This window comes from Coprococcus intestinihominis (genome assembly GCF_040096555.1).
Lineage (GTDB): Bacteria > Bacillota > Clostridia > Lachnospirales > Lachnospiraceae > Coprococcus_A > Coprococcus_A intestinihominis.
Genome location: NZ_JBBMEK010000055.1, coordinates 1 through 14,723 on the forward strand (window position 1 = coordinate 1; position 14,723 = coordinate 14,723).

19 protein-coding genes and 2 tRNA genes are annotated in these 14,723 nt (G+C 43.0%); 13 read left to right on the plus strand and 8 right to left on the minus strand.

From position 1 onward, the window contains the following. Both WMO25_RS06170 and WMO25_RS06175 read right to left on the minus strand, forming a co-directional pair. Nucleotides 1–486, minus strand: a 486-nt coding sequence (locus WMO25_RS06170) for a transposase family protein (protein ID WP_494337431.1), incomplete at its 3' end; no start/stop codon positions are given. Continuing rightward, nucleotides 483–824 (minus strand): transposase, encoded by a 342-nt coding sequence (locus tag WMO25_RS06175; protein WP_118648886.1) that lies wholly within the window; start codon nucleotides 822–824, stop codon nucleotides 483–485. The genes WMO25_RS06175 and WMO25_RS06170, both read right to left, overlap by 4 nt. A gap of 334 nt (nucleotides 825–1,158) precedes the next feature. On the opposite strand from WMO25_RS06175, the gene infC reads away from it, so the two are divergent. From infC to rplT, 3 genes are read left to right on the plus strand one after another with little or no spacing between them, the layout of a single operon-like run. After that, nucleotides 1,159–1,656: a translation initiation factor IF-3 gene (gene infC, locus WMO25_RS06180; RefSeq protein ID WP_015515380.1), complete on the plus strand. Its 498-nt coding sequence runs from the start codon at nucleotides 1,159–1,161 to the stop codon at nucleotides 1,654–1,656. Between the two features lie 29 nt (nucleotides 1,657–1,685). After that, entirely contained in the window at nucleotides 1,686–1,883 is a 198-nt protein-coding gene (gene rpmI, locus WMO25_RS06185) for a 50S ribosomal protein L35 (protein ID WP_015515381.1), read from the plus strand. Nucleotides 1,884–1,904: 21 nt separating this feature from the next. Beyond that, the gene (gene rplT / locus WMO25_RS06190) at nucleotides 1,905–2,261 is read left to right on the plus strand and encodes a 50S ribosomal protein L20 (RefSeq protein ID WP_015515382.1); all 357 of its coding nucleotides are present in this window, start codon (nucleotides 1,905–1,907) and stop codon (nucleotides 2,259–2,261) included. A gap of 229 nt (nucleotides 2,262–2,490) precedes the next feature. Here the strand turns inward: rplT and WMO25_RS06195 are convergent, their stop codons facing one another. Next, the gene (locus WMO25_RS06195; RefSeq protein WP_117538600.1) at nucleotides 2,491–3,462 is read right to left on the minus strand and encodes a 3-hydroxyacyl-CoA dehydrogenase family protein; all 972 of its coding nucleotides are present in this window, start codon (nucleotides 3,460–3,462) and stop codon (nucleotides 2,491–2,493) included. 275 nt (nucleotides 3,463–3,737) lie between these two features. Between WMO25_RS06195 and WMO25_RS06200 the strand changes: the two genes are divergently transcribed. After that, nucleotides 3,738–4,010 carry a hypothetical protein gene (locus WMO25_RS06200; RefSeq protein WP_117538599.1) on the plus strand — a complete coding sequence of 91 codons (273 nt, stop codon included), beginning with the start codon at nucleotides 3,738–3,740 and terminating at the stop codon, nucleotides 4,008–4,010. Between the two features lie 112 nt (nucleotides 4,011–4,122). Here WMO25_RS06200 and WMO25_RS06205 read toward each other — a convergent pair whose 3' ends face one another. After that, nucleotides 4,123–4,617 (minus strand): Gx transporter family protein, encoded by a 495-nt coding sequence (locus WMO25_RS06205; protein WP_117529108.1) that lies wholly within the window; start codon nucleotides 4,615–4,617, stop codon nucleotides 4,123–4,125. Between the two features lie 13 nt (nucleotides 4,618–4,630). Continuing rightward, nucleotides 4,631–4,999 carry a NusG domain II-containing protein gene (locus WMO25_RS06210; protein ID WP_215691044.1) on the minus strand — a complete coding sequence of 123 codons (369 nt, stop codon included), beginning with the start codon at nucleotides 4,997–4,999 and terminating at the stop codon, nucleotides 4,631–4,633. 241 nt (nucleotides 5,000–5,240) lie between these two features. Between WMO25_RS06210 and WMO25_RS06215 the strand changes: the two genes are divergently transcribed. From WMO25_RS06215 to WMO25_RS06240, 6 genes are all read left to right on the plus strand, one after another. Beyond that, nucleotides 5,241–5,325, plus strand: a tRNA-Leu gene (locus WMO25_RS06215). A gap of 130 nt (nucleotides 5,326–5,455) precedes the next feature. Then, nucleotides 5,456–5,540, plus strand: a tRNA-Leu gene (locus WMO25_RS06220). A gap of 122 nt (nucleotides 5,541–5,662) precedes the next feature. Then, nucleotides 5,663–5,896 carry a holin gene (locus tag WMO25_RS06225; protein WP_270514293.1) on the plus strand — a complete coding sequence of 78 codons (234 nt, stop codon included), beginning with the start codon at nucleotides 5,663–5,665 and terminating at the stop codon, nucleotides 5,894–5,896. 192 nt (nucleotides 5,897–6,088) lie between these two features. Further along, nucleotides 6,089–7,549 (plus strand): glutamate--tRNA ligase, encoded by a 1,461-nt coding sequence (gene gltX / locus WMO25_RS06230; protein ID WP_349084625.1) that lies wholly within the window; start codon nucleotides 6,089–6,091, stop codon nucleotides 7,547–7,549. 8 nt (nucleotides 7,550–7,557) lie between these two features. Next, nucleotides 7,558–9,558 carry an ATP-dependent helicase gene (locus WMO25_RS06235; RefSeq protein ID WP_349084626.1) on the plus strand — a complete coding sequence of 667 codons (2,001 nt, stop codon included), beginning with the start codon at nucleotides 7,558–7,560 and terminating at the stop codon, nucleotides 9,556–9,558. Between the two features lie 128 nt (nucleotides 9,559–9,686). Next, the gene (locus WMO25_RS06240; RefSeq protein ID WP_015515390.1) at nucleotides 9,687–10,007 is read left to right on the plus strand and encodes a DUF1292 domain-containing protein; all 321 of its coding nucleotides are present in this window, start codon (nucleotides 9,687–9,689) and stop codon (nucleotides 10,005–10,007) included. 225 nt (nucleotides 10,008–10,232) lie between these two features. Here the strand turns inward: WMO25_RS06240 and WMO25_RS06245 are convergent, their stop codons facing one another. After that, nucleotides 10,233–11,120 (minus strand): LysR family transcriptional regulator, encoded by an 888-nt coding sequence (locus tag WMO25_RS06245; protein WP_349084627.1) that lies wholly within the window; start codon nucleotides 11,118–11,120, stop codon nucleotides 10,233–10,235. A gap of 233 nt (nucleotides 11,121–11,353) precedes the next feature. Here WMO25_RS06245 and WMO25_RS06250 point away from each other — a divergent pair, with 233 nt between their 5' ends. Both WMO25_RS06250 and WMO25_RS06255 read left to right on the plus strand, forming a co-directional pair. Then, nucleotides 11,354–11,539 (plus strand): hypothetical protein, encoded by a 186-nt coding sequence (locus WMO25_RS06250; RefSeq protein ID WP_349084628.1) that lies wholly within the window; start codon nucleotides 11,354–11,356, stop codon nucleotides 11,537–11,539. A gap of 15 nt (nucleotides 11,540–11,554) precedes the next feature. Next, nucleotides 11,555–11,737 (plus strand): hypothetical protein, encoded by a 183-nt coding sequence (locus WMO25_RS06255; RefSeq protein ID WP_349084629.1) that lies wholly within the window; start codon nucleotides 11,555–11,557, stop codon nucleotides 11,735–11,737. Nucleotides 11,738–11,739: 2 nt separating this feature from the next. Here WMO25_RS06255 and WMO25_RS06260 read toward each other — a convergent pair whose 3' ends face one another. Further along, nucleotides 11,740–12,567, minus strand: coding sequence for a 4Fe-4S binding protein (locus tag WMO25_RS06260; RefSeq protein ID WP_349084631.1), 828 nt, complete (start codon nucleotides 12,565–12,567; stop codon nucleotides 11,740–11,742). 161 nt (nucleotides 12,568–12,728) lie between these two features. Continuing rightward, the gene (locus WMO25_RS06265; protein WP_015515393.1) at nucleotides 12,729–12,914 is read right to left on the minus strand and encodes a hypothetical protein; all 186 of its coding nucleotides are present in this window, start codon (nucleotides 12,912–12,914) and stop codon (nucleotides 12,729–12,731) included. A 192-nt stretch (nucleotides 12,915–13,106) separates the two neighbouring features. Between WMO25_RS06265 and WMO25_RS06270 the strand changes: the two genes are divergently transcribed. After that, nucleotides 13,107–14,723 (plus strand): AIR synthase-related protein (locus WMO25_RS06270; protein ID WP_349084633.1); only part of this gene is annotated, 1,617 nt, incomplete at its 3' end.

Consider the following 14,723-nt stretch of genomic DNA (forward strand, 5'->3'; position numbering starts at 1 on the left):
ACTGGAATCAAAACAGTCAAAGATAGCTGAAACATATAATTTTCCATCTTTAGCCTTGATTTCGGTAATGTCAGTTACACATTTTTCAAGTGGCTTATCGGATTTGAAATCTCGCTTCAGAAGATCATCTGACTTACGAGCTTCCCGATCCGCCTTGGTAATACCATTCGGCTTACGTTTTGGTCGATGACTAAGGCCTATTTCATCCATGACCCTGTAGACGGTTCGCTCACTAGGAATCTTGAGTCCTTCCGGTTTCTTAAGGAGAAGTGCCTGATACATGCGAATACGCCCATATGTATCATTGTATTCATCCTCAGTATTGATTGCTCTTATAGCATCAGCGAGATCCTGATATTTCCAGGGCCGGTCTTTATGAGCAAGATATTTGTAGAACCCCTGGCGGCTGACACCAAGCATCCGGCAATAGAATGAGAGTTTTCCCTTAATCGCGCCGTCTTCCGTTTTTATGGCAATGAAGATCATTCTTTGGTTCTTGCTGACTTCCGACGGCTGGCTGCGAAAAAAGCACTTGCTTCCTCGAGAAATTCATTTTCCTCTTTCAGACGCCGGATTTCTTTATCTTGATCCTTAACGCGTTTGCGGAGCATAGCAAGTTCCTCAGCGAGGCTCATTGCACTTTCTGGAGTATGTGCACCGTCGCCAATATCCAATGTGCCGGCTCTAACTGCTTTCAGCCATGTATGGATGGTTCCTTCTGGAATACCTAATTCTTTGGCTGCCTTAGCACCGCCGATTTCTCTTGCAAGTTTGACAGCCTGGATCTTATATTCGTGGTCGTATTTACGTTGGGTACGTGACATTGAGAGTTCCTCCTTATTCTCTTTATTATACATGAATTCTTTGAGAATAAGGTGTCAACTTTATTTATACAACATCAAATCAAAATTCCAAAAAGTCTATTGACATTGAAATGTAAAGGTGGTAGAATATATGAAGTTGTGTGATAAACACAACATCCGTACGAGAAAGCAGAGTACTCACTCTCACCTTAGCATTTCAGATGACTTGGGTTCATATTTAAGTATTTTACACATTACGTGTCTTAAATGGTGAGTAGTTTTCTGCTCACCATTTTCAGTTTAATGTTATGAATAAAAGTCATGAGACATGGAGGTGTCAATTATTAGCGAATTAATGATTAATGAGCAGATCAGAGATCGGGAGATCCGACTGATTGGGGAAGACGGCGAACAGTTAGGTATCATGTCAGCCAGAGATGCAATGAAATTAGCCAGAGAGGCGAATCTGGATCTGGTGAAGATCGCTCCGACAGCCAAACCACCTGTATGCAAGATTATCGACTACGGCAAGTACAGATATGAGCAGGCGCGCAGAGAGAAGGAAGCACGCAAGAAACAGAAGACCATCGAAGTGAAAGAGATTCGTTTGTCACCGAACATCGATACGAATGACCTGAATACAAAGGTGAATCAGGCAAGAAAGTTTGTATCAGGCGGCAATAAGGTCAAAGTTGCTGTTCGTTTCAGAGGACGAGAGCTGGCCCATACAGCAGTCGGCAAGACGATTCTGGAAGATTTTGCTCAGAAGTTATCAGACATTGCGGTAATTGATAAACCTGCCAAGCTGGAAGGTAAGAGCATGGTTATGTTTTTAGTTGAAAAACGTAATTAGACCATTTTCATATTAAGGAGGACATTAAAATGCCAAAGGTAAAAACAAGTAGAGCAGCTGCAAAGCGTTTCAAAAAAACAGGTACTGGTCAGTTAAAGAGAATGAAAGCTTATAAGAGCCACATCTTAACAAAGAAATCTGCAAAGAGAAAGAGAAATCTCAGACATGCAGCTATGACAGATTCAACTAACGCAAAGGTAATGAAGAAGATTTTACCTTACCTGTAATAGAAACGGAGGAACGACAAAATGGCAAGAATTAAAGGCGGCTTAAACGCTAAGAAGAAACATAACAGAGTTTTAAAACTGGCTAAAGGTTACAGAGGTGCCAGATCTAAACAGTATAGAGTAGCAAAACAGTCCGTAATGAGAGCTTTAACAAGTTCTTATGCAGGCAGAAAACAGAGAAAACGTCAGTTCAGACAGCTTTGGATCGCAAGAATCAACGCAGCTGCAAGAATGAACGGTTTATCTTACAGCAAACTGATGCATGGTCTTAAGCTTGCAGGTGTTGAAGTCAACAGAAAGATGCTTTCTGAAATGGCTATTAGCGATGCAGCAGCTTTCACAGCATTATGTGAAACAGCAAAGGCTAAACTTGCTTAATCAGAATTAAGAATACGATAGAAGAGCATTCCGATAGATGTCGGGATGCTCTTTATTTTCAAAAGACAGAAGTTACCCAGAAAATGTATGTGTTGAAACAGGCAGCGAAAATCAGATAGAGTGAAAACATAGAAAAAGAACTCTCAGAGGAATGCCAACGGGCATTTCCTCCGGGAGTTCCAGAGATTAACTATATCTTATAGATCAAATAATCTATAAACTCGAAATATTAGTTCTCGTAGCCGTGTGCTTCACCAACACCTGTTGGGTTGCATTTAGCCATTGCAAGGTACATAGCGTCACGAGCTTCGATAGCCTTATCAGCCTTGTCACCGCTGTAATCATAGAAGCCTTTGCCTGTCTTAACACCGTAGTTGCCAGCCTGGTAAATTGCTTCGAATTCACCTGATGGATACTTAGCGTCTGAAAGGTCTTCCCAAAGATATGTAGCGATGTGATGATGAACATCAAGACCACCCTGGTCAACAACTTCGCAAGGTCCAAGGCAGGCATAACGGAAGCCAAGGCCGTACTTCATAGCGCCATCAACGTCTTTGTAGTCACCGATACCCTGTTCAACGATGTAAACAGCTTCACGAAGGATAGCAGCCTGAATTCTGTTGCCGATGAAGCCAAGAGCATCTTTCTTAACGTAGATAGGTTTCTTGCCAATCTTTAAGGACAGCTGGTAAACTGTATCAGCGATTTCCTGCTTTGTCTCATCGTTGTTGATAACTTCGATCAGAGGAACGATGTGAGGTGGGTTGAACCAATGCATACCGCAAGCTCTTGTCTTATCTTTGCAGTTAGCGAAAATCTTGTTGATAGAAAGACCGGATGTGTTAGTAGCAAGGATACAGTCAGGGGATACAACAGCTTCTGCCTTTACCCAGAAATCCTGTTTAACGTCAAGTCTTTCAAGAACGGATTCAACGATGATATCGCAGTCTTTAAGACCATTGATATCGCCTGTAAAGCTGAGCTTTGTCTTGATCTCAGCAGACTGCTCTGCTGTGATATCACCAGCTTCAACTAAGCTTGCCTGGTTGATCTCTACAAGATGTTTACCTCTTTCAAGACCTGCTTCAAATGCATCATAAATGATAACTGTGTAACCATACTGTGCGAAAATCTGAGCCATGGAAGCGCCCATTGTACCTGCACCAGCAATACCAACTACTTTAATTTCGTCGAGTGTCATAATTAAGTCTCCCTTCATATATTTAATATATGTTTTCCACCTATTATTATAGTAAACTGTACCAATAATGTCAAATATTGATTTCAAAGTGCTGTAAATTTTTATCAAACATGATATAATGAGCGTTAGCGAGCGGGAGCAAGCAATGCTTGTTCATCGCGAGCGGCGAATGGCGATCATGATAGCTGCGTATGCAGCGTCAAGCACCAAAGGTGCGAATCATGATATACTAGGCATATAAAAAACGAATGATTAAGAAAACAGGAGGAGCAGTGATGTATAAAGTAGAAATTCATGTTCAGGAAAAGGGCAGTAAAGAGAAGAAGGAGACTTTTGTGATCGGAGATATTGATTCCTCTGCCTATCATGATGAGATGAATGCGGTTTCAGATTATCTGTACGGACTTGATATTCCCTTCGATGTGGATGCGGACGGCGATATGATGATTGATGATATTTTGATCAGTTTGTCGGAAGAGGAAGATTTTGAACAGTCTTTTACAGCAGGAAAGACGACATATCTTGTTCAGGGAAAGAAAGAGGATTAGCATGGAGGCGTTTTATGCAGCAATGCATCATAAGCTAAGTGCATATACGACAAAAAGCTTCATATATCGGGGAACGAACACCTGATATATGAAGCTTTTGTGCGCTTAATGATTAAAGTTGCAGTGCCTTTCTGACAGAAGGAATGATCAGACCGGCCACAAGGCCGATAAGCAAACCTGTAATGATGCCGGCGATCATAAGTACCGGGAGATAGAAAAGCAGATTCAGGTTCTTGACAACGAATACAGCCACCAGAATCTGGCCAATGTTGTGGCTGATGCCGCCGGCAACACTGACACTCATCGTGGAGAGACCTTTGATCCTGCGGCAGAGAACCATCACTGCGAAACTCAGAAGTCCCCCGGTGATACTGTAGAGCAGAGCGGCCATATTGCCGAATGTAAAGGATACAAGCAGAATACGTACAACGGAAATCATCAGTGCCTGTCTGGCATTCAGCAGATACAGGGCCACAACGACCACCAGATTGGCCAGTCCGAGCTTGATGCCGGGAATGCCGAAGTTAAATGGAATCAGTACTTCTACATAGCTGAGAATCATTGCCAATGCAACCAGAAGTGCTGAAATAGTCAGTTTTTTTGTCATAATGAAAAACTCCTTATTGTGTCACAACATCGACGTCAGATACTTCGCCGCCGGTAATCTCAACCACCAGCTCATGAGGCAGACAGATGATCGTTTCATGGCCGGCATGAATGGCTGCGTGCTGGACACAGTATTGATCCGGACAATCGGCATCCGCCATGTGGACGCTGCCATTCTCAATGACCACTTTGTTGTAGCCTTTAGCGTCATTGATCTCAATGGTACGGGACTGATCCAGGGGATAAGTGCCGTAGATCTCACCGCCAATTGTGATGGTGACGGATGCTCCGGTCTGATGCTGAAGAAACTGTGTCACACCCAGGCCGATCAGGGCAATAACGAGTAAAACGCCGATCAGGATAAAATCTTTCTTTTTAGGCATGGGAAATCTCCAATTCTTTTTTTGCTTCTTATATTATAGGTGATGGCAAAAGATATGTCAAAGATAAGTCATCGGTATTAATGAGAAATAACGTTCAGTAAGTACCCAAAGGGAATGTTTTGTAAAAACAATATACAATTTAAAAAATTTAAAAAAATACGAAAAATATTGTTGACAGAAGATGAAACAAATGATATGATATTATTTGTGAGCGGCACAGACGCTTGCGATTATCTAAAACGCAGTTGTGGCGGAATTGGCATACGCGCTAGACTAAGGATCTAGTCTGGGTTAACTGGGTACGGGTTCAAGTCCCGTCAACTGCATGAAAGCGGTTTCCATATGGAAGCCGCTTTTTAAATAGAAGGTGAATAGAATAAATATAGAAAAAATTTTATTTAAAAAACCTTTGACAAAAAAATAAATATATGTTATATTATTTAGGCAATATCAAACGCAGTTGTGGCGGAATTGGCATACGCGCTAGACTAAGGATCTAGTCTGGGTTAACTGGGTACGGGTTCAAGTCCCGTCAACTGCATAGAAGCGGTTTCCATATGGAAACCGCTTTTTCGCGTCAATAGTAAGCTAAAGTGCACAATTGGTTCTATTTTGTAACCAACGGATTTCTCTTCCATAATAATATGACAGGAGGGAAAATGGATGCTTAAAAATTGTGTATTTAAAGATTCTGTGAATACAAGAAAGTGGATGGTCAATGCTGGCATTCGAGCTGTTAAAACAATGGCGCAGACAGCAGTGGCGGTTATGGGAACCAGTACAGTTTTGTCAGCTATTGACTGGCGGATGGTTTTGTCTTCTGCTATTGTGGCAGGAATTGTCAGTATATTGACGTCAGTGGCAGGCCTTCCGGAAGCTCCTTGTGAGGGAGAGTGACTCATCAGGATGAATGGGTGAAAAACAGCAATTTGCATAGAGATTTGACCTTGATTACAGACGAAGAATAGGATATTATATTATAAGCTGGATCAACGAGCAAAATTCACCGAAATTACATGACGGTGATGCATCCGTGTAAAAGATAACGGCCGCTTCGGCGGCCATAGTGAATAAAGGAGAGACGAAGTTATGGGTAAGACAGTAAGAACAAGATTTGCTCCAAGTCCGACAGGAAGAATGCATGTGGGCAACTTAAGAACAGCATTATATGCGTATCTGATCGCGAAGCATGAGGGCGGACAGTTTTTATTAAGAATAGAAGATACAGACCAGGAGAGAGAGATGGAAGGTGCGGTAGATATCATTTATCGTACACTGGCCAGCACAGGTCTGATCCATGATGAAGGCCCGGATAAGGATGGCGGCGTAGGCCCTTATGTTCAGAGTGAGAGACAGGCGCAGGGCATTTATCTTGAGTATGCGAAGAAACTGATTGACAAGGGCGAAGCTTATTACTGCTTCTGCGATGAAGAGCGCCTTGCAACGCTGCATACAACCGTGAATGGCAAAGAGATTTTTCACTATGACAAGCATTGTCTGCATCTGAGCAAGGAAGAAGTTGAAGCCAAGCTGGCAGCAGGTGTACCTTATGTTATCAGACAGAACAATCCTGTTGAAGGCACAACTACTTTCCATGATGAGATTTATGGCGATATCACCGTGCCGAATGCAGAATTGGATGATATGATCCTGATCAAGTCCGATGGTTTTCCTACATACAACTTTGCGAATGTTGTGGATGACCATTTGATGGGCATTACACATGTTGTCAGAGGTAATGAATATCTTTCTTCTTCTCCGAAGTACAATCGTCTGTATGATGCATTCGGATGGGAAGTACCGGTTTATGTGCATTGTCCGCTGATCACCAATGAGGAACACAAGAAGCTCAGTAAGAGAAGTGGTCATGCTTCCTATGAAGATCTTATTGACCAGGGATTTCTGACAGAGTCGGTTATTAACTTTGTGGCACTTCTCGGATGGAGTCCTGAGGACAACAATGAATTCTTTACACTGGATGAACTGGTGAAGGAATTTGATTATCATCATATGAGTAAGACCCCGGCTGTTTTTGATATGACAAAACTTCGCTGGATGAATGGTGAGTATCTGAAGAAGATGGATTTTGACAAGTTCTATGAGATGGCACTGCCGCATATGAAGGAAGTTGTTTCAAGGGATGTGAACTTTGAGAAGCTGGCATCTATGATCAAGACACGTATCGAGATCTGGGCAGATATCAAGGATCAGATCGATTTTATCGAACAGGTACCGGATTATGATATCAATATGTACGTACACAAGAAGAATAAGACAAATCTTGAGAATTCTCTGGAAGTGCTGAAGGAGGTGCAGCCTTTACTGGAGAAACAGGAAGACTACAGCAATGATGCGCTGTTTGAACTGCTGGGTCAGTATGCAAAGGATAAAGAGAAGAAGGTAGGTTTTGTTATGTGGCCGATCCGTGTGGCTTTATCCGGCAAGCAGATGACACCTGGTGGTGCAACTGAACTGATGGAAGTACTTGGCAAGGAAGAATCTCTTGCAAGAATTCAGACAGCCATCGACAGATTAAGCCAGGAAGCATAGGAGGCTTTATGGAGTTAAATAAGTCTCAGCTTCAGGCAGTCTGCCATGATAAGGGGCCGATGATGGTACTTGCCGGACCGGGTTCGGGCAAGACCATGGTCATCACCCATCGTGTGAAATGGCTGATTGAGCATGCCGGTGTCCATCCGGCGGGCATACTGGTTGTGACCTTTACAAAAGCTGCCGCAGATGAAATGCGGCAGCGTTTTGTTTCTCTGATGGACGGCAGGACGATGCCAGTGAGTTTCGGTACTTTTCATGCAATTTTCTTTTCGGTGCTGAAACATGCTTATAACTATACGGCATCCAATATCATTCGTGAGGAGCAGAAACAGCAGCTGATCCGGGAGATCATTGAAGATATGCCTGTAGAACCGGATAATGTCAGTGAGTTTGTCAATGATGTGCTCAGTGAGATTGGACTTGTTAAAGGAAGCGTGATGGATATTGAGCATTATTATGCCACCAGCTGTGCAACATCCGTGTTCAGAGATATTTATAAACAGTATGTTCAGAGGATGGAGAATAGCCGTCTGATTGATTTTGAGGACATGTTGGTTTATACTTGGGAACTTTTTACCCAGCGAAAGGATATTCTTGCAGCCTGGCAGCATAAGTTTCAATATATCCTGATCGATGAGTTTCAGGACATTAACTTGCTGCAGTACAAGCTGATCCGGATGCTGGCATTGCCGCAGAACAATATTTTTATTGTGGGGGATGATGACCAGTCTATTTATGGATTCAGGGGGGCCAGGCCTGAGATCATGCTGAACTTTGAGAAAGATTTTTCGGATGTGAAGAAGGTTTTCCTTTCTGTCAATTACCGCAGTCAGGCAGCTATCGTACGCGGGGCGGGATGCGTGATCAAGAATAACAAACAGCGTTTTGACAAGCAGATCCGGGCTGTGCGGCCGGAGGAGGAACCGGTGGATATCCGTGTTTTCCAGGGACCGGCTGATGAGAATGCGGCGGTTATCCGTGAAATCCGTGATTACCATGATCAGGGGATTCCGTATCATGCGATGGCGGTGCTGTTTCGAACCAATACCCAGGCCAGAATGCTGTTGGAGAAGATGATGGAGTATAATATTCCATTTAAAATGCAGGATGCCATGCCGAATATCTATCAGCACTGGGTAACCCAGGATATTATGGCTTATATCCAGATTGCTCTCGGAAGTACGGCCAGAAGTCATTATCTGAGGATTATCAATCGGCCGAACCGTTATGTGAGCAGACAGATGTTGGGTGAGCGTCAGGTGGCTTTTGATGTGCTGCTGGAGCAGTATAAGGATAAGCCATGGATGCAGGAGCGTTTGTCGAAGTTTGCTTATGATGTGCATATGTTGACGCAGATGCAGCCCTTTGCAGCCATTAATTACATACGGCATGGGATTGGATATGATGAATTTCTTGAGAAGTATGCCGAAGAACGGAAGATGGACGGACAGGATTTAATTGAGTTGCTGGATGAACTTCAGGATAGTGCCAGGAATTATGCGACGTATGAGGAATGGTTTGGACATATTGAAGAATATACAGAACAACTGCGAAAGCAGACCAGAAAACAGCGCGAAGAGAAGACGGATGGCGTGGCTCTGGCAACAATGCATCATTCCAAGGGATTGGAGTATCAGATTGTTTTTATCGTGGATGCCAATGAGACAGTGACGCCGCATCATAAAGCCCTTCTGGATGCAGATATTGAAGAAGAGCGCCGGATGTTTTATGTGGCTATGACCCGTGCAAAGTCCAGACTGCATATTTTCTTTTTGAAAGAGCGTTATGGACGGCCAATGGTGATGTCACGTTTTGTTGGAGAGATTCTTGTGGACAGAGATGCGGTCAAACCGGGTATGCGCGTGCAGCATCAGACATATGGCGCCGGTGTGATCAAGGAAGTGACGGATAAAGCGATTGTTATCCGGTTCGACAAAATACGACAGGAAAAGAAACTGGATATTCAATTTTGTCTGGCAAATCAATTGTTAAAAATACAGTCTTAGTATTGAAAAAATACAGGAAGTATGTTATAAAGTTAAGGAACTGATTGATTGTTTTCAGACTGTTTAGAAGGAGAAGATTCTGACTTTCGGACAGCGGAACATTTTTATGAAATGAGGTAAGTAATTAAATGGGACAACCAAAAGACTCTGAGTTTAAAGACAGAGATACAATGACACTTGATCTGGATGACGGCGGAAAGCTGGAATGTATCGTTTTGAATGTTTTTCCGGTGAATAACAGAGAGTATATCGCACTTCTGCCAATGAATGACGAAGGCCATGTGGAAGAGGATGCACAGATCTTCCTGTATCGGTTCGAAGAACTGGGAGATGATGAGGTGAATCTTGAGACGATCGAGGACGATGATGAGTTTGAGCTTGTATCAGATTACTTCGATGAGATGCTCGATGAACAGGAGTTCAATGAGTTATTCAACGGCGCAGAGTAGTCGCAGTGAATGCAACCGTATATACGTATATAGATAAAGCTGCTGCTTTACGGGAAACCGCAGAGCAGCAGCTTTTTTATGTAATAGGAAATTCTGTTGGAATTTCCTATTACATAAAAAGGCACTGCGTGCCAGAAAGCGCAGTTCGCGGAGAGGAATATATAGTTGTGCTATCCGCTTACGCGCGAAAGTGTGCGTCAAGCGCACACTTTGTTTAGTGTTGTATTATTTATCCGCGTTCAGACTTTCAATAAAATACTTCACAGCTTCGGATATTGGCAGCTTATCATTGTAGCCGACAACAAGCTGACGGGATGGAAAGACCTCAGACATGGTCAGTTTGAAAAGGTCAGGGTCGTTATCAGGCAGGCAGAAGTCAGGAATGAACGCAATGCCAAGGCCGATACGGGCAAGGTCGATCAGCAGATCGTTGCTGCTGAGTTCGACTTCGGGTACCAGATCCAACTGGCGCTGTTGGCAGATGTTGTGAAGAAATTCGCTGGTCATACTGCTCTTGTCCAACATCAGAATCGGATACTGCAGCAATTCTTCAAAGTTCAGAGGATGATTCTTCAGATGTTCAAAGTTCCTGTTGGCAATGAAGACATCCTTGAAATCCTTGACTTTGCGGATATTGCCTACGGTATTCATTCGGGGATTCGGATAGTTGGTAACAATGAGATCCACCTGACCGTTTTCAAGAAAATCCACGCACTTGCCGGAGGTACCGTTCGTGACTTTGATATGGACATTCGGGAAATGCTCATGGAAAGCCTGAAGATAAGGAACCAGGTAATAACGGCAGATGGTGTCACTGGCACCGATACGCAGCTGACCACCGTTTAGCGCATTAGCATCCAGAATCTGGTTCTCACCGCGCATGATCAGATTCACGGCAGGCTCGATGTGCTTGAAGAGAACCTCGCCTTCCGGCGTCAGTTTGACACGCTTGGTGCTTCGAATAAAAAGATGCTGATTCAGTTTCTTCTCCAGCGCCTTGATTGACTGACTGACTGCAGACTGTGAGATAAACAGGCGCTTGGAAGCATCTGAGAAGCTGAGTGTTTTGGCAACATAATAGAAAACTTTATAAAGTTCGTAATTGATATCCATAGTTCCTCCGGTCAACAGCAGTTATAAATAAATACTGTTTTATTTATTAGTAAGAATAATTAAAATATACCATAAAATGCGTAGAAAGTAAATGATAACTGTGAACGTGTCAAATGATTTTGGCAATACGAAGGGCAGATATAAAAATTGGAATTGACAGAGGAAAAAAATGGGTAAAGTGATCAAAGTAGGCCGTTATCTGGAACGACTGGATCTTTATTTTCGCTTTTTCAATGTCGTATGATAAGAAAATGAAAGAGTATATGAAGCTTGGCAATCGTCTGATGCGCAGTCACCTTAAATATAAAGAGGAAACGATGCAGAGGCTTTTGGATATTATCAATGCGGATAGTGGTGAAAAAATAATCCGATTTGAGGCGGTCAGTTGTATTAATCATTTACTGGAAGAAGGGTTTTGATGAAGATACTGAAGTTTGTCTATCGCACAAGCCAGACTTTTTCCAGTGATATTACAGATCATTATTTTACATTATGAAGGAGATGTCACCATGCAGATCGTGGCACCTACGGACGGTATCGTCTTCTTTGCCCACAATGAACCGCTGGTACTGGAGAACACGGTGGTGTTTAAGGTGATACGGCGATTGCATAAATAAGGCTACAGTTTTAAAGCACCTTTCGGACACTCGTCCACGCACTGCATACAGAGAATACATTCGGAACGGTTTTTGCGCTGCTCGGTGATGTTGAGAATTTCAACATTCATCGGGCAGTTTTTTTCGCATTTTTTGCAGCTGATACATTTATCCGGGTCCAGTTTGATATGGAAAAGGGCAAAACGGCTGGCCGGTTTCAGAAAGACGGTGACAGGGCAGATATATTTGCAGAAAGCCCGGTTGTCTTTGCAGATAAAAGCCAGTGCAATGCCAACAACATAGTATATAAGATTGCCGATGAGAAAACTGTACCACATAATTTGTTCAATGTTTTGGACATGAAGCAGAAAAAGGCTGCTGACAAAAATCAGGGAACCGAGAAAAACAATATAGCGGATGAATCCCCATTTTCTGCGGGAAGATGCGGGCGTTTTAAAAGGCAGTAAATCAAGGATCATAGCTGTCCAGCAGGCATAGCCGCACCAGCCTCGTCCGAAGATAAATGGGCCAAAGATTTTGGCCACGGCATAGTGGATGGTGGCGGCTTCAAAAACACCCAGGAACAGATAATACCAAAAACCTTCAATCTGCATGTTCTCATGCTGAAGAAAGCCGAGATAGCCCAGCATATAAAGCCCAACGGCAAACTGAATGACATGGCGGGCATATTTCTGTTTGCGGGCAAAGAGAAAAAGTCCGATGGCAATGGATGTGCCTATGTATGAAAAATTAAAAAGATAAAAGATATTGTCAAGTGCCTGCCAGAGAATGACGGCAATACTTTCAAAAACCAGCCACATAATGATTGGAATAGAATAGTTTTTCAGCATAAGAACCTCCTGAGGGAATATGAAAGAGAATGAAAGACGCTTCACGTTTTTAAAGGGTTACCCGGATAGCGGTATTAATGATTGTAAAAAAACTCTAAATAAAAAAGCTTTCTATAAAAGAATTGTAGCATAGAAAGCTTTTTGGGGATATAAAAATTTTCTCAGACTTCTCTTTTTTTCGCCGGTTCCGGCTCAAAGGCATAGACATCGTTAATATTATCCAGTTCTACATCATTCAGGGGTCCGGTGTAAACAACGCCGGTGCATTCCGTGTCGGAAGCACTTGTTTTCAGATAATCCAGGTGATCGCATTTTTCATTATGCCTGGTAATGGATTTTTTTGCCATAATTATTACATCTCCTTATAAAATGATGAGTGCTCTTTATAGATAGGATAAGCAGTATGTTCGTTTTTATGCAGATTTGCTCATTAGCGGAAGTCATAAATGAATTTAAATATATTAATTTTATTAATAAAAATATTTGTGATATAGTAAAAAGGTAAATTAAGATACCATGCCGAATTAAGGGAGGTCATTATGAGCAGCGTTAGAAGAATATATGTGGAGAAGAAACCGGCTTATGCCGTAGCAGCCAAGGATTTGTTTGAGAATATCCGTGATTACCTTGGTATCCGCACAGTAACTGGTGTTCGTGTACTCATTCGTTATGACATTGAAAATATTTCCGACAAAACTTATGAGGAGGCCAAGATTACGATTTTTTCCGAGCCTCCGGTTGATGTATTATATGAAGAAACATTTCCGATGCAGGAAGGAGAAAATGCTTTTTCTGTTGAGGCACTGCCTGGACAGTTTGATCAGAGAGCCGATTCTGCTGAACAGTGTGTCAAGCTTTTGAATGAAAATGAAGAACCGGTGATCCGTTCCGCAACAACCTATGTGATTAAAGGCACATGTTCTGAGGAGGAACTGGCACATATCAAAAATTTCTGTATCAACCCTGTAGATTCCAGAGAGAACAATGCAGATAAGCCTGAAACACTGGTGACAGAATATGAAGAACCGGCAGATGTGAAGATTTTTGATGGTTTCAGAACCATGCCGGAAGCAGAATTAAAGGCACTTTATGATTCTCTGGGACTGGCCATGACATTCAAGGATTTCCAGTTCATTCAGGAACATTTTGCAGCAGAAGAGAGTCGTGATCCATCTATGACAGAGATTCGAGTGCTGGATACATACTGGTCTGATCATTGCCGTCATACCACATTCCAGACCGAATTGAAGAATGTCACATTTGAGGATGGCGATTACAAGGAAACAATGCAGGCTGCTTATGATATGTATCAGGCTCATCGTGCAGAAATCTTTGCAGGACGAAAGGATAAATATGTGTCCCTGATGGATATTGCCCTGATGGCTATGAGAAAACTGAAGAAAGACGGCAAGTTAGATGATCAGGAAGAGACAGACGAGATCAATGCCTGCAGTATTATTGTTCCTGTTGAGATTGACGGAAAGACAGAAGAGTGGCTCATTAACTTCAAGAATGAGACACATAATCATCCAACAGAAATCGAGCCTTTCGGTGGTGCAGCTACCTGCCTCGGTGGTGCGATCCGTGACCCACTGTCAGGACGTACTTATGTTTACCAGGCCATGCGTGTGACAGGTGCGGCAGACCCTACTGTACCAATGGAGAAGACTCTGGAAGGCAAGCTGCCTCAGAGAAAACTGGTGACAGGTGCAGCCAGCGGCTACAGCTCCTATGGTAATCAGATTGGTCTGGCCACAGGTCTTGTCAATGAGATCTATCATCCGGATTATGTGGCAAAACGTATGGAGATCGGTGCGGTGATGGCAGCGGCTCCTAGAAGCAATGTTATCAGAGAGACTTCTGATCCGGGAGATATTATTATTCTTCTTGGCGGACGTACAGGCCGTGACGGCTGCGGCGGTGCAACTGGTTCCTCAAAGGCTCATAACTCTCAGTCCATCGACACCTGCGGTGCGGAAGTTCAGAAAGGTAATGCGCCGACAGAGAGAAAGCTTCAGCGTCTGTTCAGACGTCCGGAAGTTTCAAGCCTGATTAAGAAATGCAATGACTTTGGTGCCGGTGGTGTATCCGTTGCTATCGGCGAGCTGGCAGCAGGTCTTCAGATCCAGTTAGATAAAGTACCGAAGAAATATGCC